Source organism: Streptomyces sp. NPDC087845, assembly GCF_044742755.1.
In the GTDB taxonomy this organism is placed as follows: domain Bacteria; phylum Actinomycetota; class Actinomycetes; order Streptomycetales; family Streptomycetaceae; genus Streptomyces.
The window spans coordinates 85,709-110,558 of record NZ_JBIUVC010000013.1 but is presented as its reverse complement, the minus strand read 5'-3'; the positions used below and the strand labels follow the sequence as shown (position 1 = coordinate 110,558).

The 24,850-nt window shown below is 69.9% G+C and carries 24 protein-coding genes and 1 pseudogene; 11 read left to right on the top strand and 14 right to left on the bottom strand.

The features are described 5' to 3' along the window. The first annotated feature begins 168 nt into the window (after positions 1 to 168). Positions 169 to 411: a hypothetical protein gene (locus ACIOMQ_RS29530; protein WP_402191086.1), complete on the top strand. Its 243-nt coding sequence runs from the start codon at positions 169 to 171 to the stop codon at positions 409 to 411. Positions 412 to 681: 270 nt separating this feature from the next. Here the strand turns inward: ACIOMQ_RS29530 and ACIOMQ_RS29525 are convergent, their stop codons facing one another. Beyond that, entirely contained in the window at positions 682 to 2,094 is a 1,413-nt protein-coding gene (locus ACIOMQ_RS29525; protein WP_402191084.1) for an MFS transporter, read from the bottom strand. A 197-nt stretch (positions 2,095 to 2,291) separates the two neighbouring features. Here ACIOMQ_RS29525 and ACIOMQ_RS29520 point away from each other — a divergent pair, with 197 nt between their 5' ends. Continuing rightward, positions 2,292 to 2,522: a hypothetical protein gene (locus ACIOMQ_RS29520; protein WP_362203518.1), complete on the top strand. Its 231-nt coding sequence runs from the start codon at positions 2,292 to 2,294 to the stop codon at positions 2,520 to 2,522. Positions 2,523 to 2,528: 6 nt separating this feature from the next. Here ACIOMQ_RS29520 and ACIOMQ_RS29515 read toward each other — a convergent pair whose 3' ends face one another. Both ACIOMQ_RS29515 and ACIOMQ_RS29510 read right to left on the bottom strand, forming a co-directional pair. Next, on the bottom strand, positions 2,529 to 4,502 hold the full coding sequence (locus ACIOMQ_RS29515) for a GTP-binding protein (protein WP_402191081.1): 1,974 nt from the start codon (positions 4,500 to 4,502) through the stop codon (positions 2,529 to 2,531). A gap of 427 nt (positions 4,503 to 4,929) precedes the next feature. Continuing rightward, positions 4,930 to 5,106, bottom strand: coding sequence for a hypothetical protein (locus ACIOMQ_RS29510; RefSeq protein ID WP_402191079.1), 177 nt, complete (start codon positions 5,104 to 5,106; stop codon positions 4,930 to 4,932). A gap of 105 nt (positions 5,107 to 5,211) precedes the next feature. Here ACIOMQ_RS29510 and ACIOMQ_RS29505 point away from each other — a divergent pair, with 105 nt between their 5' ends. Beyond that, positions 5,212 to 5,883, top strand: a complete 672-nt coding sequence (locus ACIOMQ_RS29505; RefSeq protein WP_401757700.1) for a TetR/AcrR family transcriptional regulator — start codon at positions 5,212 to 5,214, stop codon at positions 5,881 to 5,883. Between the two features lie 517 nt (positions 5,884 to 6,400). After that, entirely contained in the window at positions 6,401 to 6,844 is a 444-nt protein-coding gene (locus ACIOMQ_RS29500) for a cupin domain-containing protein (protein WP_362203505.1), read from the top strand. Positions 6,845 to 7,232: 388 nt separating this feature from the next. Here ACIOMQ_RS29500 and ACIOMQ_RS29495 read toward each other — a convergent pair whose 3' ends face one another. Together ACIOMQ_RS29495 and ACIOMQ_RS29490 are read right to left on the bottom strand one after the other, a co-directional pair. After that, positions 7,233 to 8,444, bottom strand: coding sequence for an MFS transporter (locus tag ACIOMQ_RS29495; RefSeq protein ID WP_362203502.1), 1,212 nt, complete (start codon positions 8,442 to 8,444; stop codon positions 7,233 to 7,235). A gap of 446 nt (positions 8,445 to 8,890) precedes the next feature. After that, entirely contained in the window at positions 8,891 to 9,805 is a 915-nt protein-coding gene (locus tag ACIOMQ_RS29490; protein ID WP_362203499.1) for a LysR family transcriptional regulator, read from the bottom strand. A gap of 106 nt (positions 9,806 to 9,911) precedes the next feature. Here ACIOMQ_RS29490 and ACIOMQ_RS29485 point away from each other — a divergent pair, with 106 nt between their 5' ends. From ACIOMQ_RS29485 to ACIOMQ_RS29470, 4 genes are all read left to right on the top strand, one after another. Further along, positions 9,912 to 10,217: a hypothetical protein gene (locus tag ACIOMQ_RS29485; protein ID WP_402191077.1), complete on the top strand. Its 306-nt coding sequence runs from the start codon at positions 9,912 to 9,914 to the stop codon at positions 10,215 to 10,217. Positions 10,218 to 10,229: 12 nt separating this feature from the next. Further along, a complete protein-coding gene (locus tag ACIOMQ_RS29480; RefSeq protein ID WP_362203493.1) occupies positions 10,230 to 10,580 on the top strand; it encodes a DoxX family protein in 351 nt (116 codons plus the stop codon). A gap of 495 nt (positions 10,581 to 11,075) precedes the next feature. Further along, positions 11,076 to 12,137, top strand: a complete 1,062-nt coding sequence (locus tag ACIOMQ_RS29475; RefSeq protein WP_401936016.1) for a GNAT family N-acetyltransferase — start codon at positions 11,076 to 11,078, stop codon at positions 12,135 to 12,137. A 55-nt stretch (positions 12,138 to 12,192) separates the two neighbouring features. Further along, on the top strand, positions 12,193 to 12,915 hold the full coding sequence (locus ACIOMQ_RS29470; RefSeq protein ID WP_401936013.1) for a GNAT family N-acetyltransferase: 723 nt from the start codon (positions 12,193 to 12,195) through the stop codon (positions 12,913 to 12,915). A 195-nt stretch (positions 12,916 to 13,110) separates the two neighbouring features. Here ACIOMQ_RS29470 and ACIOMQ_RS29465 read toward each other — a convergent pair whose 3' ends face one another. After that, positions 13,111 to 13,467 carry a hypothetical protein gene (locus ACIOMQ_RS29465; protein WP_362203484.1) on the bottom strand — a complete coding sequence of 119 codons (357 nt, stop codon included), beginning with the start codon at positions 13,465 to 13,467 and terminating at the stop codon, positions 13,111 to 13,113. A 169-nt stretch (positions 13,468 to 13,636) separates the two neighbouring features. Continuing rightward, complete coding sequence (locus tag ACIOMQ_RS29460) at positions 13,637 to 13,915, bottom strand: alpha/beta hydrolase family protein (RefSeq protein ID WP_401988487.1); 279 nt, start codon at positions 13,913 to 13,915, stop codon at positions 13,637 to 13,639. Positions 13,916 to 14,005: 90 nt separating this feature from the next. On the opposite strand from ACIOMQ_RS29460, the gene ACIOMQ_RS29455 reads away from it, so the two are divergent. Continuing rightward, positions 14,006 to 14,590, top strand: coding sequence for a GrpB family protein (locus tag ACIOMQ_RS29455; protein WP_401263520.1), 585 nt, complete (start codon positions 14,006 to 14,008; stop codon positions 14,588 to 14,590). Positions 14,591 to 14,837: 247 nt separating this feature from the next. Here the strand turns inward: ACIOMQ_RS29455 and ACIOMQ_RS29450 are convergent, their stop codons facing one another. The 3 genes from ACIOMQ_RS29450 to ACIOMQ_RS29440 form a co-directional block, all read right to left on the bottom strand. Then, a complete protein-coding gene (locus ACIOMQ_RS29450) occupies positions 14,838 to 15,446 on the bottom strand; it encodes a DJ-1/PfpI family protein (protein ID WP_401936008.1) in 609 nt (202 codons plus the stop codon). 380 nt (positions 15,447 to 15,826) lie between these two features. Then, entirely contained in the window at positions 15,827 to 16,171 is a 345-nt protein-coding gene (locus ACIOMQ_RS29445; RefSeq protein ID WP_362203475.1) for a hypothetical protein, read from the bottom strand. Positions 16,172 to 16,515: 344 nt separating this feature from the next. Continuing rightward, entirely contained in the window at positions 16,516 to 18,669 is a 2,154-nt protein-coding gene (locus tag ACIOMQ_RS29440; RefSeq protein WP_401263519.1) for a DEAD/DEAH box helicase, read from the bottom strand. Between the two features lie 295 nt (positions 18,670 to 18,964). Between ACIOMQ_RS29440 and ACIOMQ_RS29435 the strand changes: the two are divergent. Next, positions 18,965 to 19,241 (top strand): annotated as a pseudogene (locus tag ACIOMQ_RS29435) (recombinase RecQ); the annotation flags it as partial. A gap of 297 nt (positions 19,242 to 19,538) precedes the next feature. Then, positions 19,539 to 20,177 carry a hypothetical protein gene (locus tag ACIOMQ_RS29430; protein WP_362203469.1) on the top strand — a complete coding sequence of 213 codons (639 nt, stop codon included), beginning with the start codon at positions 19,539 to 19,541 and terminating at the stop codon, positions 20,175 to 20,177. A 67-nt stretch (positions 20,178 to 20,244) separates the two neighbouring features. Here the strand turns inward: ACIOMQ_RS29430 and ACIOMQ_RS29425 are convergent, their stop codons facing one another. The 4 genes from ACIOMQ_RS29425 to ACIOMQ_RS29410 form a co-directional block, all read right to left on the bottom strand. Next, a complete protein-coding gene (locus ACIOMQ_RS29425) occupies positions 20,245 to 20,871 on the bottom strand; it encodes a hypothetical protein (RefSeq protein WP_362203466.1) in 627 nt (208 codons plus the stop codon). Positions 20,872 to 20,931: 60 nt separating this feature from the next. Next, positions 20,932 to 21,642, bottom strand: coding sequence for a ribonuclease HII (locus ACIOMQ_RS29420; RefSeq protein ID WP_362203463.1), 711 nt, complete (start codon positions 21,640 to 21,642; stop codon positions 20,932 to 20,934). Positions 21,643 to 21,960: 318 nt separating this feature from the next. Next, the gene (locus ACIOMQ_RS29415) at positions 21,961 to 23,715 is read right to left on the bottom strand and encodes a DUF4153 domain-containing protein (protein ID WP_402191074.1); all 1,755 of its coding nucleotides are present in this window, start codon (positions 23,713 to 23,715) and stop codon (positions 21,961 to 21,963) included. A 230-nt stretch (positions 23,716 to 23,945) separates the two neighbouring features. Beyond that, entirely contained in the window at positions 23,946 to 24,848 is a 903-nt protein-coding gene (locus tag ACIOMQ_RS29410; RefSeq protein ID WP_401263516.1) for an ADP-ribosylglycohydrolase family protein, read from the bottom strand. Between the last annotated feature and the right edge of the window lie 2 nt (positions 24,849 to 24,850).

Sequence of the window (24,850 nt, the reverse complement as noted above, 5' to 3'; positions counted from 1 at the left end):
TCCTGTCCCGCCCGCCGGCAGGGGCGGGACAGGACCGAGCGGGGTCGGGCGTCGAGGGCCTGGGCGAGGTCTCCGATGAGGTCGTCGGCGTCTTCGAGGCCGACAGACAGACGGGCAGACGGACAGACGGATCACGCTGTCGGCGACGCCGCGCTCGGCACGATCGCCGTGCTCGGCGAGGTCGGCGAGGTCGAGGCCGTGGTGGGTGGTGGTGAGAAGTTCGTGTCCCAGGACGCCATCGATGCCGATGTGTCGATGCTGATGTTCAACGTGTTCGGCAGGCGCTTCTTGGCGGGGCCGTTGAGCTGGACACGGCCGGGCAGCGCGGCCTCCGGGCGCCGGTTGAGGAGGTCGCGCAGTTGCGCGATCCGTTCGGCCTGTCCGTCAGCGCGTTCCTCGGCGGCGAGTTGAGCGGCGGCGCCCAGAGCGATGGCCCGGGGCGATGGCCAGGGCGGCGTTCTCAGTGCCGGCGCGCAGGCCGTGTTCCTTCTCTCCGCCGTAGACCACCGGCTCCAGGCACGCCCCCTCGCGTACGAAGAGGGCGGCAGCGGCCTCGGGAACGTACATCTTGTGCCCGGCTGAAGTCCTTGTTCTCGAGGCGGTTGACCGCCCGCTTCGAGTCGGCTGACCGCCCGCTCCGTTTCGTTGCCCCGCCGGTGGGACGGCTCCCGGAGGCTTGCCTCAACGGCGGGCGCGCCACGCCGTCGCCACAGCTGCCAGCGGTGCGAGCACGAACAGACCGAACATCCAGCGTGCCGTGCTCTGCAGGTCGGTGACGTCGGCGCCGTCGGAGAATCCGATCACGTTGGCGACCATCCCGACGAGCGCCGATCCGATGGCGGTCGCGGTGAGCTGGATCGTCGTGACCGAGGAACCGGCAAGGTCCTGGTCCTCCTCCGGCGTCAACTGCAGGACCCGGGTGAGCAGATGGGGCCACGCCATGCCGATGCCCCAGCCCAGCAGGAGCAGCCCGGCGCCCACTGCCACGACGGTCGCAATCCCGCCCGAGTGCACCGGTCCGGCAAAGAAGAGCCCGACGAGCCCGATCAGTGAGAAGACTGGACCGGCGCCGATGATCAGCCCTCTGCGGTGCTGCATCCCGCTGCACGCGATCGAGCCGAGCGTCCAGCCCGCCGCCAGGACGGCGCCCAGATACCCGGCCGCCAGCGGTCCGAGCCCTTGAAGCCGCTGCGCGAAGTAGGGCACGTAGACCTCGACGGTACTGGCGAGCACCAGCAGCGCCATGGTGACGTAGACGAGCCGCAGCCGCGCGTCCGGGCCGAATGCGGTGGCCGGGACGAGCCGGAGCCTCGTACGCCGCTCGCGTCGCAGCCAGGCGACCAGGAGCAGTGCGGCCGCCAGGAGACCGGCGGCGTTGACGGCGAGCCGGGACGAGATGCTGGCTGCGGAGATGAGCAGCACGGCCAGGCCGAGCAGGCTCACGTTCGCCCAGGGAATGCGCGGGGCCGACTCCCCCGCCGCCCCCTCGGGCAGTCGCACCGCACCCCAGAAGGCGAAGAAGAGCAGGAACGGCAGAAGCGCCCAGAACGCGCCGCGCCAGACACCGAGTTGGGCACAGACGCCGCCGAGGGCGGGACCGACGAGCGTCGCGACACCCCACATGGCGGAGACGAGCGCCATGGCCCGCGGCCACAGTGCCTCGCGCAGCGTGATGCGGACCATGGCGTAGGAGAGGGCGAAGAGCAGGCCGCCTCCCATGCCCTGGATGAGGCGCCCGGCCAGCAGGACGGGCATCGTCGGGGCGAGCGCGCAGACCACCGTTCCGGCCGCGAGCAGCAGTGCCGCGAGGCGGTAGCTGGAGCGTGGACCGCGGGCTCCGAGGCCGGCGGACGCGGCCGTCGACCCGAGCACGGACGCGAACACGAAGATCGTGGTGGCCCAGGCGTACAGGTTCGATCCGCCGATGTCGGCGATGACCGACGGCAGGATGGTGGTCGCCAGGTAGACATTCACGGCGTGCAGCGCGACTCCGGCCGCGAGCGTCGCCGCGACGGCCCCGTGTTCGCGGCCGAGCAGCGCTCCCCATCCGGCTGGTGACGGTGCCGCGGTCGGCTCCTCGCTTCTGGTGGTCACGAGCTACCCCTCCGAGAGATTTATTACGAGCCGGAACGTAACATTAATGTCCGGCGTCCCGCGAGCCCTCCGAACCTCCGCCGAGCAGGCGCCCTTGTGACCAGGGGTTCTTCCTTCGTCGGAGGCCCGACCGCCCACCGGCATGACTACGGGGTTCCTGAACCGCTATCGCTCCGCCCGAGCGATCTGCGCTCCGGATGAAGGCGAGGTTCGATGCACCTCGGCGCCGCGGCGCCGCGGCCGCGAATGATCTCCTGCGTGCCGAAGCGATCGGCCGGCTGTTCACCAGCCGGGGCAGCGACCTGCCGCAGGTTCGCCATGTACCGCACCTGACCGCCCGCAGTCGCCCCTGCGTCGACGCCGTCGCTGCGCACGTCGCCGAACGCGGCCTCGCCGCCCTCGTCGGTGGACCCGGAACCTACCGGTGAGCCCCTCTACTCCCTGGCGTCCGGGCGGGGACTACCGGGATGGCCCTGTCCAGCCCCTGTCCCGTCCACCGGACGGTCCCCGCAGGGTCGGGACCACCACACGCCTTCACCGCGGGTCAGGCCCGGCAACCGGCGCGCAACCTCCGGCACGGCGCGTGCCGGGAGCGTCCCCCGTAGCAGCCAGGTGTCGGCGCCGCCCACCGTCTCGGTGACGGTCGCCCCGCAGGCACCGAGGCAGGCCGTCACGGGCGACAGGTCACCGAGAGGCGTCTCCACCTCGTAGGCCTCGTAGGGTTCGTGAAGCCGGGTACCGGCCCGTTCCAGGGCGCGGCGCAGTACATGCTCGGTGGCGCCGCGGAAGTCGCCGGCGGTACTGAGCGGCCCGACGAAACCGGATCGGACGAGTGTGACCCGGCAGTCGGTGACCTCCGTGCCGCGCGGCCCCCGGCGCAGCGAAGCGTGCACTGTCTCCTCGATGGCGCAGTGGAAGGCCCGCGGAAGAGCGCCGAGTTCGGTCTCGTAACCGAAGACGACTCCATCGCCCAGCCCGCCGGGCTCCACGCGCAGACCGACCGTCGCCCAGAAGCCGCCCGGACTCGGGGCCCGCCGCCCGATCTCCTCGCAGGCCTCGCCGACCCCCGACGGCCGCTCACGGCACACCATGTGACTGGGCGAGAACACCGCACGCACCCCGAAGTCCCGTTCCAGCGTCTCCGTGAGCACCTCCTTCTGGATCTCGCCATGGAGCAGTACCGCGATCGCCCCGTCGGACTGGACGCGAGCGCCGATCAGCGGGTCCTGGTCCGTCAGTTGGGCCATGGCCGCCGCCAGCCGTGCCGCCGCGGCGGGGTCGTCCTCTGCGGGACGCACCACGGCCTCCAGCGAAGCGTGGCGGAACCACGGCTGGGCTCTGTCCGTGTCCCCGCCGCGCAGGCCGATCCGGTCACCGACCCGTACGCCGGGCAGGCCGCCGATCCGGCCGATGTTCCCCGCCGTCAGAGGGCCGGCGGCCTCTTCGCCCTGTCCGCCGACGACCTGGAGGGAGGTGACCTGGCCCACCGTCTCGCCGGCCGGCCCCTCTACGCCCGGACGGTGCAGGACGACTCGTTGCCGCACCGCCACCTCACCGGAGAACAACCGCACCAAGGCCGTCTTCGCCCCGCTCTGACCGCGCTCCACCGCGAAAACGGTCCCCGCGGGTTCACTGCCGGCACTCGTCGGCGTCGAGGGCGGCAGCAGGCCGGTGATCCCGTCGATGAGGTCCCCCACCCCCTGCCCGCTGAGCGCCGACCCGAAGTACACCGGGTGCACCAGCCCCCGTCCGGTCTGATCGACGAGCCCGGCCCACAACTGCGCCGGGGTCGGCGGTGGGCCGTCCACGACACGGCGCAGCAGTGTGTCGTCGCAGTCGGCGAGAATCTCGCCCAGCGCGTCGCGGAAGGCGGGCTCGGCCAAGGAGCCGGGCAGCACCCGGGCGTCGCGGGTACCGAGGTCCCGTACTCCCGCCATAACCACGACGCGCGGAGCCAGATAGCGGCGGACCTCGTCCAACAGCTCCCCGTAGCGGGCTCCGGACCGGTCGATCTTGTTGACGAACAGCAGGGTCGGCAGTTCCATGGCCCGCAGGACGCGCATCAGAACGCGGGTGTGGGCCTGCACACCCTCCACGGCGGAGAGCACCAGGATGGCACCGTCGAGCACACCGAGAGCGCGCTCCACCTCCGCCACGAAGTCCGTGTGGCCCGGGGTGTCGATCAGGTTGACCCGGCTACCGCCGACGGTGAAAGCGGCAACCGCCGCGCGAATGGTGATCCCGCGCTCGCGTTCGGTGGCCCCGGTGTCGGTCTGTGTGCTGCCCGCGTCGACGCTGCCGAGGTGGGCGATGGCGCCGGTGTTGTAGAGCAGGCGTTCGGTCAGACTCGTCTTACCCGCGTCGACGTGCGCGAGAATGCCGATGTTCAGGGTGCGTGAGATGTGCATGGGTGCCGAAGTCCTCGAAGGTGACCGTCCGGTGGGTGGGCTGGGTCAAGTCGAGGAGTCGGCGCATGGTGGTCTCCGTTCACGGTCTGCTGGGCGGCACCACCCTGGCCCGTCATCGCGCATCCAGCAACTTGTTTTCCACGCGTCCAGGCAGCGGGTGGTTCACAACACGGCGGTGTTGTGAACCGGGCCGAGCCACGCCGGTTCTCCTGTCCCGTCCGGTGCGCCCGCATCATCTGCCCGCGTGCCCGCGCTTGCCGTGGCAGATGATGCGGGCGAGCTTGCGGCGGGACTCCCGCACGGTGAGCTGCCGGTGCATCCACCTGTGGTGGGTGTCGTCGACCGGGTCGAGACGCCCCGGGCCCGCTTCGGCCGGCTGTCGCGCAGGCGGGACTCCGGCAGCACCTGGACGGGGGGCGTGAGATGGTCATTTCGGATCCCTGCCGTCGCTCGGGTCGACGACCGTCAGCGGCAACAACAAACGGCCGGCAGCCTCAGCCCTCGCCTTGCGAAGCACCTTCGCGGCCCCCTCGCCCTGGTTGCGCTCGTCCTGGGGCGGCCTGTTCACGTACTCCTTCGTCTCCGCCCCGACGTGCGGGAACACGGATATCTCGTCACCCGGCCCCGGGTGACGAACTCCGCAGCCCCGGTCGCCGTCGCCACCTCCCGGTTGCCCGTCCACTGATCCCCGGGGCCGTAGGCTGGCGCAATGGCTGAAGCGAAACATGCACCCAGCGGCCGGGCCCCAGGCGGCCGCCCACGCGACGCGGCCATCGACCAGGCGGTCCTCGACGCGGTGCTCAATCTCCTCGACGAGGTCGGGTACACCCGGCTCACCGTGGAGGCCGTGGCACGGCGCGCCGGTACGACGAAGCCTGCCGTCTACCGGCGCTGGAGCACCCTGCCCAGCTTGGTGCTCGACGCCCTGACCGCCCGCCTGGGCCGGCTCAGGCCTCCCGCCTCCGACTGCACGATCTGCGACCTGAGTGACGCGATCAAGCTGTACGTCGCCGCATTCCAGCGCATGCCACCGGATGCTCTCGCCTCACTGCTCGCCGACTGCGGCGCCGACCCGCAGTGCCGCGAGACGTTCATGGCCTCCCTCTTCGACCCGCCGCGGATCGCCGTCGGCCAGGTCCTCGACGCCGCCATCGCGCGCGGCGACCTGCGCGACGACGTCAACCGGGACCTGCTGCTCGACCTGCTCGCCTCGCTGGTCCACTACCGCGCCTTGTTCGGCCACGCCGTCACCAGCGACGACGAAGTGGAGCAGGCTGTGCACACCTTGCTGCACGGGGTCGCGGTCGACTATCCGAAGCTGGTGGAGATCAGCCGCAAGAAGGACGGAGATCCGCAGATCCACCACCGCCACGCGGGGTGACGCGGGCCGGCCCGAGCGCCGCCGCATCCCCGTCGGCGGGCAGCAGCCGAAGAGCAAGCCGCCCGCCTCGGGCTGGGGGCATACGGGGGACGTCGGGGCCTGTTGAAGTAGGCGTGTGAGCGGCCGAGTCGGAGTCGTTGGTGGGTCGGGTGGAGGTCGGCCCGGCCGGGTCGGTCTGCGGTGGCGGACGCGGGACCGCGCCCCTGGCCTGCTTGGTCCGGGACGCGGAAAAACGGTCGGCGGCTCGCCGAACACACCGGCCGTCCGTCAGGGCCCGCCGGGGGCTGAGGCCCTGCGCGGCGATGTGCGCAAGTGCCTGATCGAGGACCTCCGGAGCCGGAAGGCCGCGGAGGGGCGGCCACCCCAGCGACCGCCGTTGCGCCCTGCTGCGGGCGGAGACCGCCGCCCCGGATGGGTGCGAGTTGCCATTACGGCAACGATGGTTGCCGTACGAGGCACGACGGTCGCAGTCTGGTGCCCGGCCGAAGCCCACCGAAGACAGTCAGGAGGCCACACGATGACCACCCACGAAGGCGTCGGGACGGCAACGAGCAGCGACGGCAACGCGCCGCTGGGGAACCGCGTCCACCATGTGCGATCCGGCGAGTTGGACGGCTACACCGCGATCAGCGGCGGCACAGTCGGCTCGAAGAACCTCTGGATGGGCCGGGTGGAGAACCCGCCGTTGAGCGCAACGGACAACCACCACCACGGCGAGTCGGAGGCGGGGATCTACGTGGTCAGCGGCCACCCCGTGTTCGTCTTCCACGACGGCGAACAGGAGGTACGGATCGCCGCGGATCCCGGCGACTTCCTGCTCGTCCCCCCGTTCGTCCCGCATCGCGAGGAGAATCCCGACCCCAACGAGCCCGTGGTCGTCGTGATCGCGCGGACCACGCAAGAGCCGATCAAGGTCTCCGTGCCCGAGCTGTACCAGCTCAAGGCGACAGAAACACAGTAGGAAGTAGGCGGGCCCGGCCCGAGGCCGGGCCCGCCCGTCGGATCCGCCCCAGCGGCGCGGGCCGTGAGACGAGTAGGTTCGTGGTCACGCCATGTTGCAGGACTCAGGCAGCCGTCGGCGGCCTGAGAACGATGGCGGCAGAGAGCCCGTTCAGACCTGCTGGAAGCGGTCGGACGACCGCACCGTGCGAACTCAACGGGGTCGTGGGGGAGTTCGGACCGGGTCCGCTGGGCGGGATGTGCCCGAGCGGTACGACCCCGTGAGCCACACTGCGCAGCAACGCCCGACTTTGTTGTGACCATGTGCGGTCGCGCGGCCCCTCGGAACAAGTGGGTCGAGAGTCCTTGAGTGGTGAGGAGCCGCGCTTCCGGCACGCAAGGGTGCCGAATCAGCTGTGTTCGCAACGATCGGGAACGTGGACCGCAGGCGGCTCGATCGTGCGCAGTCGTGTGAACGGCACAGCTGAGGCAAGAACGAGAGCGATCGCCCCCACGAGCAGAAGGGCGAACCACGCACCAGAAGTGTCGATGACGATTCCAGCTGCCGCGGACGCCAGCGATGCGCCGAGGTTCACGGAGGTGTTGATCCATGTCGACGCCTCCGTCCGGCTGGTTTCCGGAACGATGGTGTCGGCGATGAGGTACCCGGTGATGAGAGAGGGAGCGAGGAAGAGGCCGACGAGTGCGAGGCCCGCAGCGAAGAGACCGAGTGTGTCCAGCTGGGACACGACCACTGCGGCAAGCCCCATGCTGACGCACAGGGCGAACAGCCTCTTGCCGACTCCTGCCTTGAGGTTCAGCTGCCCGTAGAGGAATCCTCCCAGGGCGCTTCCGCCGGCGAAGGCCGCCAGGATCCAGCCCGAAGCTGCGACGGCGTCACGTTGCTCGGCGACGGCCGGCGCTGCGATCTCCGCGACGCCGAGTACACCGCCCACGCCCAGGAGGACGATCAATACCCTTGCGAAACCCGGCTGGCGAAGCGGGCGATCACCTCGCGCGGCATTCTCTCCTGTGCCGCGAAGCGCTCCCGACGACGCGCTGGACGTCATCGCCGCAGTGCCGAGGGAAACCGCTGCCGCGGTCACCCAGAGCCCCATGCCGGGCGAACTGGCCACAATGACCGCGGTGATGACGACGGGACCACCGACGAAGAGGAGTTCTTCGCACACCGCGTCGATACTGAATGCCTTTGTTCGCTGGTCACCGGCTGTGGTGAGCGACGCCCAGATCATGCGCATCGCGGCCCCCAGGGGTGGCGCCGTCAGCCCGACCACCCCGCTGAGAATGAGAAACCAGACAACCGCAACACCCTCGGCTTCCGCGATGAGCGCGAGAGCGATGAACCCTGATGCTTGGCCTGACGCCATGGTGGTGAGCGCGATGCGCTGACCGAATCGGTCGACGGCCCGGGCGCGCCAGGGGGCGGCGACGACATTGGCGATTCCGAACGCCCCTGTTGCGAAACCGGCTTGCGTGTACGAACCCGTACTGCCTTGGACGGCGAGGAGGAGAGCAAGACCGCCCATCGCGAGACCGGACCGCGCGATCAGGGCAGGGAGGAAGGCGCGAAGCGCGCCAGGCAGGAGAAGCACTGCGAGCATGGAGAAGCTCCGATGTGATGTGCGGCCGGTGTCCTATGCGCAGCCGCCGAAGTCTGACGGTGATCGAGGTCCGGAGGGCACGAAAGACCGCACCCTCAACGGATCAGAACCTGGGCGGGAGAGACCCAGGACCGTCAGATGAACATCACAATGAACACCCGAAAATCGTAGCAGCCCGGAATGCGGCTCCCCATGTTGTCCTCCGGGGTTCCGGTTGACACCGCCGTCTGCCGTTCGGAACTGACGGGCAGGGCTCCGAGGCTCCGAGGCTCCGAGGCTCCGAGGCTCCGAGGCTCCGAGGCTCCGATCGGGAACGACCACACCGTGCTCAAGAGCCGAGTGCCTGCGCCGTTGGTTGCAGGAACCCAGCCGGTGGAAGTCCGCGAGCCGGGCGACCTGCCCGGTGGGCCGGACGGCCTGCCCGGTAGGCCGGGCGCGGTATCGGATCAGGCGACGGTTCCGCCAGGTCTGGGTGGTTCGCTGTCCAGGCAGCAGCGGACGAAGTCTTGGACGACGGGGTTGGTGTCGTCGGCGGGCGCCCAGGCGATGCCGACCCGGCTGGGGCTGACTCCGCTGACGGGCCGGTAGGTGATGCCGGGGCGGGCGTAGAAACGGGCGGAGGATTCGGGGGTGAGAGCGATGCCGTAGCCGTTGGCGATCGCGCTGAGCCAGTCGTCGGGCTGGTCGGTGACGGCGCCGATTCGGACCGGATGGCCCTCGCGCTCGTCGGTGGCCAGCCAGTACTCCCGCCACCAGCCTGTTTCCGGTGGGGCTGCCACAAACGGCTCCTCCCACAGATCCCGGAAAGGGATCTGGTCACGCGCGGCGAACGGGTGGGCCGTGGGAAGCGCGACCCAGCGGGGCTCGGTGAACAGCACCTCCACTCGCAGAGTGTCCTGGCCCGGGAAGGGCAGCCGCAGCAGAGCGGCGTCGACATCTCCGTCGGCGAGTCCGGCGGTCGGGTTCGACCAGGCGGCCTGCCGCATGTCGACCCTCCAGCCCGGCCGACGGCGGGCGAACATCGCGATGATCTGCTGGGTGGATTCGTTGGCGGCGCTGGCCACGAATCCGACCCGCAGCACACGGGCCGCTCGGCCGGCTGTGCTCTTCGTCTCCCGCAGCGCCCGGTCCCATTCGGCCAGCAGCGCGGGCACCCGCGCCACCAGGGCCCGGCCCGGTTCGGTGAGGGCCATGCCGGCCCGGGACCGTGTGAACAACAGCACGCCGAGCTGGGTCTCCAGTTGCTTGATCTGTCTGGTCAGCGCTGGTTGGGACACGTACAGCCGTTCTGCGGCCCGGGTGAGACTCCCTTCCTCTGCCACGGCGGCGAAGTAGCGCAACAACCGGGTGTCGACATCCATGCCATCAGGTTATAGATGCAGGTATTGGACGCAACCCCGGCGCTTGCCGAGAGTGAATTCAGCACACGAACAGCAGCTCACCAAGCGAGAAAACGAGGGAGATGCCATGCCTGTCCTGATGATTCGCCACCAGGTGGCCGACGAAGGTGTCGCGGAGGTCGTCGAGGCGATCGAGGCCGCCTTCGCGGCGTTGGAGGCGCAGCGGCCGGAAGGCATCCGGTATGCGTACCTGCGTCGGACCGACAGTGCCGAATTCATTGCCCTGTTGGACCTCGACGAGGGGGTCGAGAACCCTCTCCCCGGCCTCGAAGCGGCGCGTCAGCTGCAAACGACCGTGGCCAAGTGGGCTGTGGGGACGGGTGCGACACCGCAGCCATTCGATGTCCTCGGTGCCTACCGCGTCCTCTCCTGAACGGTGCATGTCGTGTCTGTTGCCTACATAGTCGTCACCCTCATCACGATCGCGGCCAATGCCGGGATCGCCGTCGCAGACTTCGCAAGGGCCGAGTTCGTCCTTGCCAACTCAGCTGAAGTGGATCTCCCGCGGTCCTGGCTCCCGATGCTCGCCACACTGAAAGCTGCTGGGGCTGTCGGGCTCGCCGTCGGACTCCTGGGGTTCCGGGTCATCGGCACCGCCGCCGCAATCGGCCTCGTTCTGTTCTTCGTCGGCGCCATGGCCGCCCACTTCCGTGCCCGCGTGTTTCACAACATTGCCTTTCCCGGTGCCTACCTCGCGATGGCCATCGCTTCACTCGGACTCGCCATCACTCAGTGATGACGTTCCTCGTGGCCGGCAGGCCGGCTCTTGCCGCCGTCCGCTGACCGAGGCCCTCCGCGGCCCGTTCGAGCCGTGTGCCGCGACGAGCGGCATGCACGGTTCCGAGGGAGCCGGAGCCTCACAACGGGCTCCGGCTGCCCGACCGTGATCGTGGACGCCGAAGGCCGCAAACCGCTCAGCGTTCAGCGTTCAGCACGATCCCAATTCCCGTCACTCCTGCGGTGACTGACCAGCTCACAGGAAACGGCGCACCCAGGCAGTCCCCCGCCCCCATGACCAACCCAACGAGGGATCACCACACAGGGCACAGCTTTAATCAGTTCTTTTCGTAGTTTTCAATCGATACGATCGGTTCAGCAGCGGGCGAAGTCTGAACAGACTGGCTGTGGCTGAGGCGATCCCCCACGGGACGCGAGCGCCCTCGCCCGCTCTCCTCAGCCCACCGCCACAGCAGTCGCGATGGGTGCTGTCGGCGCCGAGAAAGGATCCCCCGTGAGTGGGACCGCACATCGCAGCCCCGAACTCCGCGCACTGCGCGATCGAGTGACCGCTCCGTCGTCGATCGCGCTGCCCACGGCCGGTGACGGGCTCACCTGGAGACCTGCCACCGCCGCCGACATCGACCTGATCCTCGACCTGGCGCGTGCCGCCGGAAAGATCGACCATCCGCGCTCGCTGGTGACGAGGGACGAGCTGGAAGAGGAGTTCAGGAGCGAGGTCTTCGACCCCGAGCGCGACGCGGTGATCGCCGTCGACGCCGCCGGGCGGGCCGTCGCCTACGGCTCGGCCACGGCCCCGGCGAGCCAGGAGACGATCGTCTGGGTAGAGCTCGACGGAACGGTGGTTCCGGACCGCCGCCGCGAAGGCATCGGCACAGCGCTGCTGGCATGGCAGGAGGCCCGCGGACTTCAGCATCTCGCGGCGAGCGACGCCGCCCTGCCCGGGTGGCTCGCCTCAAGCGCGCAGGACCACGCCACCCCGGCCATCCGGCTCCTGGAAGCACACGGCTACGAGCGCACCCGGTGGTGGCTGGAACTGGAACGCGACCTCGCCTCGCCGGTCGCCGAGCAGCCGCCCGTCCCAGGAGTACGGCTTGTGCCCTACAGCGCGGAGTGGGACGAGCGTGCCAGGTCCGCGATGAACGACGCCTTCCGCGACCACTGGGGCAGCCAGCCGACCACCGCCGCCGAATGGGCCGCCGGTGACCGCCTGGAAGCATTCCGCCCGGACCTGTCCGTACTCGCCGTCGCCCCCGACTCACACGGTGGAGAACGCGTCGTCGGGTTCGTCTTCGTCGACGTGGCGCCGGACGAGTGGCCGCTGCGCGGCGGCCCGTTCGGCTACGTCTCAGCCGTCGGCGTACGGCGGGAGGCGCGGGGGCAGGGGCTGGCTCGCACACTGCTGACCCACGTGCTGCGGGCGCTGCGGGCCGAGGGGCTCGACCACGCCGTACTCGACGTCGACGCCGAAAGCCCCACCGGCGCCCTCGGTCTGTACCAGAGCCTCGGCTTCACCGTGACCGACCGCGCGGTCAGTCTCGTCAAACGCTTCTGACCTCCCCCGGCCCCGGCCCGTCCGGCTTCCGGCCTCCCAACAGAAAGCACCCGACATGTTCCCTTCCGCCATCACCGACTTCTGGCTGACCCCCTCCCCGACGAGTCGGCTCCTCCACGAGGACGACGTCTTCAGCGTCACTGTCGACGCCGCGCTCGACGAGGACGAACGACTCACCATCCTCACGACGACCGATGGGAAGACGCGCGTTCTGCTCACCCCGGCGGTCGCCGAGGCAGTGGGCCTGGAAAGCGGGCAGCCGGTCGACGAAGCGGGCTTCCGGCAGCGGCTGGAAAAGTCCGGCATCTCGCTGCACGGGGCCGACAACCTTTTCTACTTCACCGACGAGGCCCGGGAGACGTTGCTCGGCGAACCGGACGACCCCTCGGTCCGCCCGCTCACCAAGGCTGACGCAGACGTGTTCGGACAGTTCGAGGAAGCGGCATCGGAACAGGATCTCGACGACGCATCCGTCGAACTGGACCACTGGGCGGTCTACGGGGCGTTCGAAGACGGGCAGTTGGTGTGCGTGGCGAGCATGTACCCGTGGGGCGACGCGCCGCTGGCCGACCTCGGCGTGCTGACACTCCCGCCGTACCGGGGCAAGGGCCACGCCCGGCGCCTCGTGCGCGCGATCTCCCGGCACGCGCTCGCACGGGAACACGAGCCGCAGTACCGCTGCCAGCTCGACAACCACGCCTCGGTGGCGGCGGCCGGATCGGCCGGCCTGACCCGATTCGGAACCTGGGACGTCGTCTCACCCGACTCCGACGCGTAGGCGCCGCCCGCCCGTTCCAGGAGTGGACCGGCGCCCGCGAAAGCGAGATCACAGCAGAACCCGAGAAACTACGGAAGGACCCACACAGAAAGCCTGGCAACGGCACATCTGTGAAGTGGAGTGCGGCCCGGTCGGCGGGCCGCACTCGGTGAGGCTGCGCAGCGGCAGCACGCCCCCGACCGGGGAGGCGAAACCTTACGGACCACCAACAAGATCGAGCGTCGACCGGTTCATGATGCGGCCGGCCTTCACTGCCAGCTTCAGGCGCTTGTCCGGTCGGGCGAGTACGGTGGCATTCTCCAGTGGATCGCCTTCCACCATCAGGAGGCGGCCGTGGAACGTCGTGATGCGGTCGAACCCAGTGCTCGGGCCGTGACCCCGTGGTCCGTGCTGCGATACCGTCCAGCCGGGCACTCCCTCACGACCGGGAGCCGTCGGCTGATTCGTCAACTCACCGTATTCTTCGATGAGTTGCTGAAACTTCGGGCACGTCGCCGCGTGCCGTTCTCCGGCCAGGATCTCCGCCTCCACAGCCCCGGTCTCGGCTGCCACGGCTGGCAGTCGTGGCACGCCCGGTTCTCGTGCGGGTTCCCGTCGTCGAACGCCCGGAGAGCAACCGGGCCGACGGGCGCTGTGTACGCGTCGTGCCGCGAATCGAAGCCTTCTGCCCTGCGCGCCGGCGTCCATGCCCGGCGCGGCTACACGCGAGGGTGCGCGCGCATCACCACGGCGCCGTGCCGCCGTCCTTCTTGTACGCCCACACCGGCCCGCCGTGCACATGGACCACCAAGGGGTGTGGACCGTCGCCGGGCGGGGTGCACAGGATCCCTTCGATCTCCAGGCCGTGGCGCGACTTCCAGGTCACCGCCTCGGCGTCGCCGCAGTTCGACAGCAGGAAGTCGGTGCCGGGATGAGACGCCGAGACCAGTATCCGCTCACTCCCGGCCGTTACGAGAGCGAGGCGCGGCGGCAGGCGGTACGCCGACTGCACGACCAGCACACCGCCGTCCCGGCACCCGGTGCGAACTGATCCACCCCCTGGCACCGCACCTCGCGCTTCGCCACGATGCCCTCACGTAGGGTTGATCGGATGACGAACAACGACCAACAACCGGCACACACGGAAGAAGGCAACCCCTGGGTGCATGGCGCCCCAACGGTCGAACACCTTGAGGTGGTTCCGTACGACGAGGAATGGCCCGGCCGGTATACGGCCCTCGAAGCCCGGATCAGCGAGGCGCTGGGGAGCAGGGCTCTCGAAATCGTCCATGTCGGTTCCACCGCGGTGCCGGGCCTCGCGGCCAAGGACGTCATCGACATCGACCTCACCGTCGCGGACCCGCGCCGGGAGGAGACGTATGTTCCGCCCCTCACGGCACTCGGCTACGACCTCACGGTGCGCGAGCCGTGGTGGCACGAGCATCGCATGCTCCGACTCGCGCACCCACGCGTGAATCTTCATGTGTTCGGACCCGGTACGCCCGAACTCTCGCGGCACCTGATGTTCCGGGACTGGCTGCGGTCGCACCCGGACGACCGTGACCTGTACGCGAAGGCGAAAGCAGCCGCCGCGCCCGGCGCCCGCCATGCAATGGAGTACAACTCCAGGAAACACACGGTCGTGGAGCAGATCTATGAACGGATGTACGCGGAGCAGCAGCGGCGTGATCTCTGACCCGCGCGGCGGGGCGTAGGTGCGTTGGTTTCTGCTGTCGGGGTTTGGCTGTGTCCGTCTTGCGGGTTGGGTGGATGTCGTGGCGCGGGGATGGCCGGGTGTGTTCTTCCGCCCTGGTGAGCGTCCGGAAGCACCGCGACCGGACCGGCTCCGGGATTGCGCCGCCGGGCAGGTGATCGACGTTCGGACGGATCACGGTAGATCGGGTCGGGGTGCGGGCGGCCCCGGAAAGGCTGATCGCGGGTCATCAGCGCAGTGCAACCTCGCCCGCCTGGACGGCACGCACGGCACGCTCGACTGTCTCCTGGTTTTCGCCCACCGGAGCCACGTAGTCGATGACGTCTCGCGCGGCGTCCTCCCCGAGCACTCGGGTGATCACCCACGTGGCGAGATACTGGGACGCCAGGCAACCGCCCGCCGTAGCGATGTTTCCCTCGGCGTGGAACGGCGCGTCCAGCACGGTGACGTCGCAGGCTTCGACAAAGGGCCGGCTCTTCATGTCCGTGCTGGCCGGCATGCCGGCCAGCAACCCGAGCCGGGCGAGCACCAGCGCGCCGGAGCACTGCGCACCGATCAACTGTCGCGCCGGGTCGAGCAGCAGCCTGGAGATCAGCCGGTCGTCGGCGACCACGTCTCGCGTCTTCACCCCGCTACCGATCAGCACGACATCGGCTTCGGTCACGAACTCCATCGGGCGCTGCCCGGTCACCTCGACACCGTTCATCGACGTGACCACCGGCGTGGGCGTCGTAATGAAGGCTTCCAGGCCGTCCTTGCGGCAGCGGTTGATCAGCGCGGAAGCGACGAAACTGTCGAGCTCGTTGAACCCGTCGAAGGTGACCACGGCTACCTGCATCACAACTCCTTCAAGTACGGCATCAGATGTCCAGTCTGCCTGACGCACCGTTCCGGAGCGCGAGCCAATCGGCGGAGCGGCCCTCACCCGGAGGTGTCCGGACAGGGACATCCTGCGCCATTACCGGTTCGACTTCGCGGCCGGCGGGCCCGGCCAGGGGCTGCGTCCTCTGCGTGACAGCGATGCACCCGAGGACGTCGATCCGGACGAGGAGTGAATGCAGCTGCTCCAGGACGATGGTCAGGTGGTCCAGTCAGGCAACTGGCACGATGCGGGCTGAGCCGCGTCTGTCCGGCCCAGCCCGCACCCGTGTTGCGCCCGGCGCGTCCCCAGCCTGGTCGGCGTGATCAAGGAGGAGAACATGCCCATGTCGGGCGTGGTCAGCTGTTGCCCCCGCTGCTACCCCCGCCGTTGTTACCTCCACCCCCGCCGTCGTTGCCTCCGCCGCCGTTGTTGCCTCCACCACCGTTGTTGCCCCCACCACCATTGTTGGGAGGCGGGGAGAGCAGGTTGAGCAAGCTGCCCAGAATATTGGGGTTGAAGACGTTCGTGTTGCCGCAGATGTTCGAGAAACCTGCGTCTCTACCGACGACACATGCGATGCCGGGGTTTCCGCTGTGCCTGTCATGGCCGCCGTAGCCGCCCGAGCTGGCGACGGCCCAGCTCGCGTCCGCGAGAACGAGAGCGCCGGCAGCAGCCGCAACGACAGCGAATTTTTTGATCATCTCTCCACCTCTTCGTTGGTGACCTCGTTTCATGCTGCGGGACCCACGTCTGCCGCTACCGCAAGGCAGAACGACGAAGCGCGTAATCTCGGGGAATTTCACCCATTTCGCTCAAGGGCTGACTGGCCTTCACCGCGAGGGCGATCGGTTCATCGTCGAAGCGCACACGTGCCCGATGTCCACCCCTGAGTAATCACTCAGCGAATACATGTCCGTTCGCCGTGGCCATACGAGAACAGGGCCGATCCTGCTGCCCACTGGTCGAAAAGCAGGCTGGCAAGCGCCTCTGCCGGATTCGAACCGACGGCCTTCGCGTGGCGAGTGCCGCGGTCAGCGCGGCCCGCTCACCCGGCCAGAGCCAGGGTGAGCGGGAGTACCTGGTCGGCTCCGGTCTGGCGCAGGAGGCGTGCACCTACGGCCAGGGTCCAGCCCGAGTCGGTGTAGTCGTCGACGAGCAGGACCGGTCCCGGGGTGTCGGCCAGGGCGGTCGCGAGTTCGTCGGGCACGGTGAACGAGGCGGCCAGGGCCCGCAGCCGCTGGGCGGAGTTGCTGCGGTGCCCCGCGTGTTCGCCGGCCTGCGGGGTATGGGCGAGACTGCCCAGCAGCGGCAGCCGGCCGACCCGGGCCAGCCCGCCGGCCAGTGAGGCCACCAGCTGCGGCCGGGTGCGGGAGGGCATGGAGACGATCCCCACGGGCCGCGCCATCGCGTCGGGGGAGCCGCTGGCCCAGCCGCCCGGCGAGCGGGCCCAGTCGGCCACCACGGTCACGACGGCGGCCAGCACGTCGTCCGGAACCGGCCCGTCGGCGGCCTGGTCCGACAGGAGCGGGCGCAGGCGGTTGCCCCAACCGATGTCCGACAGCCTGCCCAGCGCTCGCCCTGTGACTGCCTGCTGGCCCACGGGGATACGTCCCTTGAGGTCCATTCCGACCGCGGCGAGCCCGGTCGGCCACATCTTGCGGGGCTCGACCTCGACCCCCGGGCGATCCAGCTCACCGGTCGCCGCCGCGAGGGCCCCGGGAGAGACGGCCGGATCGAGCCACGGCCCTGCGCAGGAGTCGCAGCGACCGCAGGGGACCGCCTTCTCGTCATCGAGCTGCCGCTGCAAGAACTCCATCCGGCACCCCGTGGTCGCCACGTAGTCCCGCATGGCCTGCTGCTCGGCTTCTCGCTGCCGGGCCACCCACGCATACCGCTGCGCGTCGTACGCCCACGGCTGTCCCGTCGCGGTCCAGCCCCCCTTCACGCGCCGGACCGCCCCGTCCACGTCCAGGACCTTCAGCATCGTCTCCAGACGCGAGCGCCGAAGATCCACCAACGGCTCCAGCGCCGGCAGCGACAACGGACGCCCCGCCTGCTCCAGTACCGCCAGCGTGCGCCGCACCTGTTCTTCGGGCGGGAAGCCCACCGAAGCGAAGTACGCCCAGATCGCCTCGTCCTCCTTGCCCGGAAGCAGCAGCACATCCGCATGGTCCACACCGCGCCCCGCACGCCCCACCTGCTGGTAATAGGCGATCGGGGACGAGGGCGACCCCAGATGCACCACGAACCCCAGGTCCGGTTTGTCGAAGCCCATGCCCAGCGCCGAGGTCGCCACCAGCGCCTTGACCCGGTTCGCCAGCAGATCCTCCTCCGCCTGCAACCGATCGGCGTTCTCCGTCTTCCCCGTGTAGGAAGCCACCGGATACCCGCGCTGCCGCAGGAACGCCGCGACCTCCTCCGCCGCCGCCACCGTCAGCGTGTAGATGATCCCCGAACCCGGCAGATCCCCCAGCCGCTCCCCCAGCCACGCCAGCCGATGTGCCGCACCCGGCAACTCCAACACACCCAACCGCAGGCTCTCCCGGTCCAGCGGCCCCCGCAGAACCAGAGCGTCCCCACTCCCCGTGCCCAATTGCTCCGCCACATCCGCGGTCACCCGTGCGTTCGCAGTCGCCGTCGTGGCCAGCACCGGCACCCCGGCGGGCAACTCCACCAGCATCGTGCGCAACCGACGGTAGTCGGGCCGGAAGTCATGCCCCCAGTCAGAAATACAGTGCGCCTCGTCGACCACCAGCAGACCGGTCGTGGCCGCGAGCTTGGGCAGCACCTGATCGCGAAAATCCACAGAATTGAGACGCTCGGGACTGACGAGGAGAACGTCGGTCTCACCGCGCTCGACCTCCCCGTAGACGCTGTCCCACTCCTCCGGATTGGCCGAGTTGATCGTCCGCGCCCGGATACCGGCCCGCGCCGCCGACTCGACCTGGTTGCGCATCAGCGCCAGCAGCGGCGAGATGATCACCGTCGGACCGGAACCACGACGGCGCAGCAGAGCGGTGGCGACGAAGTACACCGCCGACTTGCCCCAGCCGGTTCGCTGCACCACCAGCGCCCGCCGACGCTCCTCCACCAGGGCCGCCACCGCCTGCCACTGGTCCTCCCGCAGCCGCGCCCCCGGGGCACCGACGAGCTCAGCGAGGATGGCGTCGGCTTCAGCGCGGAGCTCCAGGTTGTCCATGCCCCCATGCAACCCGATGACACTGACAATCAGCCAATTCACTCAGCGTGACACGCTGCTCACCCTTCACTCACCGGCCATCCCCGATCGATACGTTTCCGCAGGTCCAGGGGGCCAGTTCCGTCCGGGATTCGGCTGCCCTCCCAGTTCCGTGGCCCCGAACGGCTCAACGATCCGGATCTCCGGGACCGGATCCTGCCCCGGCTTGCCGCCCCGGCGGTCTGCTGGTGGTCGACGAAGCGCACTCCGTCTCCGGCCGGGCTCCTCATGGCCGACGAAGCGCACTCCGTCCCCGGCCGGGCTCCTCATGGCCGACGAGGCGCATCGCACCTCCGACCGGGGCCATGACTTCCACCCCGACTACCGGCGTCTGCGGACCCTGCCGGCCGATCCGCCCGCCGGCGTACGCGTGCCGACGACCGCCGCCACTGGGAACGCACGGGTGACCGCGGATACGGCGGAGCAGCCGGGCGCCGGTGCAGGGTACGGATGCGCTCGTCCTGCGTGGCCCGCCGAACCGGGAGAAGCCCGGCCTCTGTGTCCTTCAACTGCCCGATGCCGCAACCCGGCTGGACACCGGCCGTGGCGGCGCGGCTGCTGTGCCGAAAGGGGCGCAGGGGGTGTTTCCGCTGGTCCTCGCCGTTCAGGCGTGACAGGAGGCGTCGACCGGGCTCGGCGTGGGCAGGGATATCAGAGTCATTCCAGCTGATTCCCGTCAGCTGCGCCGATTGCTCGTTGCCGCCTGCGGATACGCCAGGAAGAATTGGACTCGCTCCCGCACGGTCCTTTCGCGGCCCGGAAGGGTTGTGCCGCGGTGTGCCCTCACTCGACCCTGCCCGCATCGTGGGCGCGTATGCGAAGGGAGGACCGTGACCTTCGGATTCGCTCCGTCCGCAGCCACTTCGATGTCGACGTCCTCGGCATCCGCCGACTCCGCCAACCGCCTTGCCAGGATGCTCGAACCGGCCGAGTGGGCAGAAGCGGGCATACCGTTGCTGCGCAACCCCCGCGAGGTTGTCAGCGGCCTGCACGCCCGGCACCGGCCGGCACCGGCAACCGCTGTCGTCGCCGTACTCGACCATGAGGAACGCCTCGCGGCCAGCGCTTCGTTCGCCCGTCGCCCCACGGCCGCGGACGGCTGGGAGTTCCGCAACGCGCTGCTGGCGCATCTGCGCCGGGTCATTCCGCACGACCTCCGCCGCCGCACGCCTGTCCGTACCGCGGTACTGCTCTACTGCCGTGAGGGCGACGAGCGTTGGACGGAGGAGGACGGGGCGTGGATGTGGGGTCTGCGGGACGCGTGCACATTGCACGGCCTGCGGTGCGGTGCGTACATCACGCTGACCCGCGGCGGCTGGCAGGTGCTGGGTGAGGGGCGGGGCGGACGTCGGCCCCATTCCGCATCGCAGCCGTCCGCTCTCGCCGAAGCGTCGCTGGAGCCCGATCCGGTCCCCATGCGTACCGGCGTCGGTACGGCTCAGGCGCTGCGGCGCACCGCGGCGCGCTGACCCGTGGTCGCGGACCCGGCCGCCCCGTGGGGCAGCCGGGTCACCACGATCCTGTACGGCCTGCGGATCAGACGCCGGCGCCGAGCACTGCGTTGATCCGCTGCGGGTCCCCGCACACGATCAGCAGGGCACCGGCTCGGTCACGCGCACCGGACAGCGCGTCGGCAAGGGCGTCACCGCCGTCGCCGTTGACCGCGACGATCACCACGGGACGGGGCTTGAGCCGGTCCATGGCACCGGCACCGGCACCGGCGAAGAAGACGTCGTCGCCCGCTTCGTGCTGCGCCCAGTAGGCGGCCTCGCCGAAGGTGAGTTCGTGCGTGGCCCACGGGTGCTGTTCACCGGTGGTGAGCACCAGGATGTCGCCCGGTGCGCGTCCGGAGTCGAGCAGCAGATCCACTGCTTCGTCGGCGGCCTCAAGTACGCCGGCGGCCGAGGCGGGGATCAGCTGGATCTGCGGTGCGGAACGATTCTCCGGCCGGGCCGCCTGCGGCTGGCCGGAGGTGGTGTGCGGGCGCTGCGCCGGGGGCGCGGGCCTCGCGGGGCCGGGTCCCGGGCGACCCGGGCGCGGCGTGGCCGCTGAACGCGGACCGGGTACGGGACGGGGGGTCGACGCGGCGCGGCCTGTGGCCGGAGTGGCGCGGGGACCCTGGGCGCTCTCGTGAATCTGAGGCTCCTCGGGGATGAGAGGCATGAGTGGTTGTCTATCAAACGCCGATGCGCAGGGCATCAGCGGGTGGGTACATGTGCGCGATCAGAAGTCGAAGCCGAGTTGGCCCCCGCTTTCCAGTGCAGCCGCCTCGGCGGAGATGCGGATCTTCTTGAGGTGCTGCCACCTGGGCAACGCGTCGAGGTAGGACCACGAGAGGCGGTGATGGGGCGTGGGCCCCCACTCCTCCAGCGCGGCCCTGTGTACGGGCGACGGGTAGCCGGCGTTGGCGTCGAAGGCGAAGGCGGCGTACTCACCGGTATCCGCGCCCAGTTCGGCCATCATCGTGTCCCGTCGGACCTTCGCGATCACCGAGGCGGCCGCGACCGCGATACAGGACTGGTCGCCCTTGATCACAGTGCGGACCTGCCAGGGCTCTCCCAGGTAGTCGTGTTTGCCGTCGAGTATCACCGCGTCGGGTCGCACCGGCAGGGCTTCGAGGGCGCGCACGGCGGCGAGGCGCAGTGCTGCCGTCATGCCCAGGTCGTCGATCTCCTGCGCGGAGGCATCTCCGAGGGCGAACGCGGTGACCCAGTGCTCCAGCAACGGAGCCAGCTCCGCGCGGCGCTTGGGGCTGATCAGCTTGGAGTCGGTGAGTCCGGCGGGAGGTCTGCGAAGGCCGGTGACAGCCGCACACACGGTGACCGGTCCCGCCCACGCTCCGCGTCCGACTTCGTCGACACCGGCGACGGTCTTGGCACCAGTGGTCGCGCGCAGTGAGCGCTCGACGGTGTGCGTGGGTGGTTCGTACGGCATGGCGCCTGTCAGCGTACGCCGATGGGTACGCCGACAACACCCCGGGGCGCCCGACGGCCGGCCCGGCCGTACGCCGCACCGCGGAACGGATTGCGGCACGGCCGTGGCTCGCGGCGCTCAGTTTGCTGCGGTACACGCGCACGGCGAGCCGGATGTACGAAGGCGGTGCTCACGAACGGACGCGCCGACGCCGGGAATCCACCACCGAGGATCAGCGGCAGGAGGCGCTCAGCAATGCCCACATCACATTCGTGAAGCACGTGGGGCGGTGTGGAACAGCGGCGATGAGGTCCCTGCCTCGGGTGGGCCCGGCCGGGATCAGTACGGATCGTAGGGGTCGTACTGATCGCCTCGGTCACCGTCACCGTCGCGGTCACCGCCTCCGCCACTCGTACGCGCGGCGTCGCAGCTCTGTGCCGGGTCGTTCGCGCTTCGCCTGCTCAGAATGTCCCGGGCCCGCGCCTGGCCCCAGCTGGTGGCGTACCAGGGGGCGTCCGAGGCTCGCAGCGACCGTTCGATGTCCTTGAGGGCGCAGGAGCGCAGCGGCTCGGGCAGTGTGCCCAGGGCCGGTACGGCGTCGGCCGAGAGGCCCCGGAGGTAGTCGATGTCGATCGAGTGGTCGGCGCGGTACCGCTGAACGTTCTGCTCCGCGATCAGCCCGTCGGGCGAGATCAGTCCGAACGCGAGCACGGCGACGGCCGCGCTCGCGGCGACGGCGCGTGGCAGCAGGCGGGCGCCGAACGCACCGGCCGCCATGATCAGGACGAGCACGACGCCGAGCCAGAGTTCCACCGCGGCCACGGATATGCGCAGCCGTGTCAGACCGTACGCGTCGACGTACAGGTCCATGCGCCTCAGGGCGGACGCCACGACTATGAGGGTGAGCAGGCACAGTGTGCCGAGCACAGCCCGCACGAGAGTGCGGTCGCGCGCCCCTCCGCGAGGAGCCCGGCGCAGGGCGATCGCGATCACCAGCAGCGTGAGGAGCGTGGCCCAGAGAAGTTGCCAGAAGCCCTGCCGGGCGTATTGGGCGTAGCTGAGATCGGTCTCGGCCATCACCTTGTCGTATCCGCCGAGCAGCACCGTGAGCTGGACGGCGATGAAGACGGCGAACAGCAGGTTCAGCACGATGAGCGGGAGGGCCCATTCCAGCCGTCCGCGCGCCTTCCCCGGACGGACGGTGATGCCGTCCCACCGCACCGGCGCCGCCGCGCTGTACGCGGCGGCGAGCGCACCGACCAGGCCGATCACGAAGAGGAGCAGGCGCCAAGGGCTGTCGCCCACGGACACGTCGGGGGTCAGGGCGGAGAGCACATCGGCGAAGGCGGCGTCGGCGCTTGCGAACAGTGCGCCGAACACGATGAGCAGGACGACCGCCACCGCGGTGGTACGGAATACGACGCCCAACCGGTCCCGAGAGCCTGCCATCCGTTCGCGCACGCCTCGCCCGCCCCACGCCAGACCGTCGGCGATGGAACTGAAGAGGCCCCACGAGCCGAGGAACACTCCGAGCCAGCTGCGACTGCCGTGCAGGGCGAGTGAGCCCAGTGCGACAGCCGACACGACGGCCAGGAAGGTGGGCCATCCGGCGTCCCGAAGCGCGGGAACGGCGAGGAGCGCCAGGCCGCCGACCGCCCAGACGGCTGTCCATGGACGGAGGCGGCGGTCGGCCGCCTGTGCGGCGAAGTGGGCCCCGAGGGCTGCGGGAATCGCGACGATCAGCAGGTTCAGGCCGAGGCCGTCGCCCAGCAGCAAGGAGCTCAGTATCGCGGTGGCCAGGACGGAACAGAGCGTCGCGCTCCGGATGGCAGCGGGCTTGGCAGGGCGCAGTCGCGAGACCGCCGACGCCTGGGGGCCGGCTTGCTGCCAAGGGTTGGGCGGACGGTGTGGTCCGACCTGTCGCGCGGAGGCCGGGCCCTTCGGCGGCTCGGCGTTTGCGCCGGGCTCCGGCGCCTTCGACAACGCCGCCTGTCCGGATGTCCCGGTCCGTCCCGACGGCTCGGCCTCCTCGGGCCCTTCGGCCCGCTCGGGGACATCCTCCGGCCGAGGTGTTGCTGACATGTGATCGGACATGGGACCCCTCCCCCACCGGGGTCCTCACGCACCGCCGCCAGCAGCACGGGGGCAACCCGGCGTCTCAATTCGGTGCGCGCCCGTCAGGATGATCACCGAGGGCGGCGTGGCCGAAAGAGTAGCTCCCCCTTGTGCCGGCCGGCCGCGCGAGGAAGGGCTGTGGCAGTACCGTGACAGTTGCGCGGTCCGACCGACGCGTCGCGTCGTCGGCGGCCTTCGTCGCCCTCGCCCTACCGCGGGAGCCAGTCCGGCAGTTCTTCCGTCTGCGCCGACCAGTCCGCGGGCGGTGCGCCCGACCTGTCCCCCGCTACGATCCCGCCGACGATCGCACAGGTCGTGTCGACATCGCCGCCTGCTTGGGCCGTGGTCCAGAAGGCCTGCTCGAAATCGCCGAGGCTTCGCGCCGCCGACCAGAGGGCGAACGGAACGGTGTCATGTGCGCTGGTGCGCCGGCCGTTGCCGAGGACCGCGGCAACCGTCCCGGCATCGCCGTAGTCGAGCATGTCGCGAGCCCGTCGCAGCCCGGCGCCGACCGCGCTGCGCGGTACGAGCGCGATCACACCGTCGAGAAGCTCTGCCGGGGTGGGTGGCCCCGTGGGCGAAGCCGCCAGTGAGGCGGCGGCCGCGACGGCCATCGCGCCCACGACCGCCTCGCGATGCTGATGCGTGGGGTACGAGGAGATCTCGGCCTGGTGCGTGGCCTGCTCCGGGTCGTCCGCGTACCAGGCGCCGAGCGGCGCGATGCGCATCGCCGAGCCGTTGCCCCAGGAGCCCTGCCCGTTGAACAGCGCGGACGCCAGCTCCCGCCAGTCGCTGCCTTCCCGCACGAGTCTGAGCAGCCGGTTCACGGCAGGGCCGTATCCGCGGTCGAAGTCATGGTGGTCGGCGAAGGAACGAGCGAGCGCGTCCTGGTCGATTCGCTCGTGCCGCGCCAGCACGGCCAGCACCGAGGAGGCCATCTCGGTGTCGTCCGTCCACTGCCAGGGTCCGGGCGGAAGTCCGCGGCGCTTCAGCAACGGGTAATTGGCAGGCACAAAGAACTGGGAACCCAGTGCGTCCCCCACAGCCAGTCCGCGGAGGCTGGCCAGGGCGCGTGCGAAACGTTGGTCGGAAGCAGAGTCAGCGGTTGTCATCG

Excerpts from the sequence above, each read along its gene's own strand:
- ACIOMQ_RS29520 (WP_362203518.1), top strand. The coding sequence starts at position 2,292 with ATGAAGGCGAGGTTCGATGCACCTCGGCGCCGCGGCGCCGCGGCCGCG.
- ACIOMQ_RS29515 (WP_402191081.1), bottom strand. The coding sequence starts at position 4,502 with ATGCACATCTCACGCACCCTGAACATCGGCATTCTCGCGCACGTCGAC.
- ACIOMQ_RS29505 (WP_401757700.1), top strand. The coding sequence starts at position 5,212 with ATGGCTGAAGCGAAACATGCACCCAGCGGCCGGGCCCCAGGCGGCCGC.
- ACIOMQ_RS29500 (WP_362203505.1), top strand. The coding sequence starts at position 6,401 with ATGACCACCCACGAAGGCGTCGGGACGGCAACGAGCAGCGACGGCAAC.
- ACIOMQ_RS29495 (WP_362203502.1), bottom strand. The coding sequence starts at position 8,444 with ATGCTCGCAGTGCTTCTCCTGCCTGGCGCGCTTCGCGCCTTCCTCCCT.
- ACIOMQ_RS29490 (WP_362203499.1), bottom strand. The coding sequence starts at position 9,805 with ATGGATGTCGACACCCGGTTGTTGCGCTACTTCGCCGCCGTGGCAGAG.
- ACIOMQ_RS29485 (WP_402191077.1), top strand. The coding sequence starts at position 9,912 with ATGCCTGTCCTGATGATTCGCCACCAGGTGGCCGACGAAGGTGTCGCG.
- ACIOMQ_RS29470 (WP_401936013.1), top strand. The coding sequence starts at position 12,193 with ATGTTCCCTTCCGCCATCACCGACTTCTGGCTGACCCCCTCCCCGACG.
- ACIOMQ_RS29455 (WP_401263520.1), top strand. The coding sequence starts at position 14,006 with ATGACGAACAACGACCAACAACCGGCACACACGGAAGAAGGCAACCCC.
- ACIOMQ_RS29450 (WP_401936008.1), bottom strand. The coding sequence starts at position 15,446 with ATGCAGGTAGCCGTGGTCACCTTCGACGGGTTCAACGAGCTCGACAGT.
- ACIOMQ_RS29445 (WP_362203475.1), bottom strand. The coding sequence starts at position 16,171 with ATGATCAAAAAATTCGCTGTCGTTGCGGCTGCTGCCGGCGCTCTCGTT.
- ACIOMQ_RS29440 (WP_401263519.1), bottom strand. The coding sequence starts at position 18,669 with ATGGACAACCTGGAGCTCCGCGCTGAAGCCGACGCCATCCTCGCTGAG.
- ACIOMQ_RS29425 (WP_362203466.1), bottom strand. The coding sequence starts at position 20,871 with ATGCCTCTCATCCCCGAGGAGCCTCAGATTCACGAGAGCGCCCAGGGT.
- ACIOMQ_RS29420 (WP_362203463.1), bottom strand. The coding sequence starts at position 21,642 with ATGCCGTACGAACCACCCACGCACACCGTCGAGCGCTCACTGCGCGCG.
- ACIOMQ_RS29415 (WP_402191074.1), bottom strand. The coding sequence starts at position 23,715 with ATGTCCGATCACATGTCAGCAACACCTCGGCCGGAGGATGTCCCCGAG.
- ACIOMQ_RS29410 (WP_401263516.1), bottom strand. The coding sequence starts at position 24,848 with ATGACAACCGCTGACTCTGCTTCCGACCAACGTTTCGCACGCGCCCTG.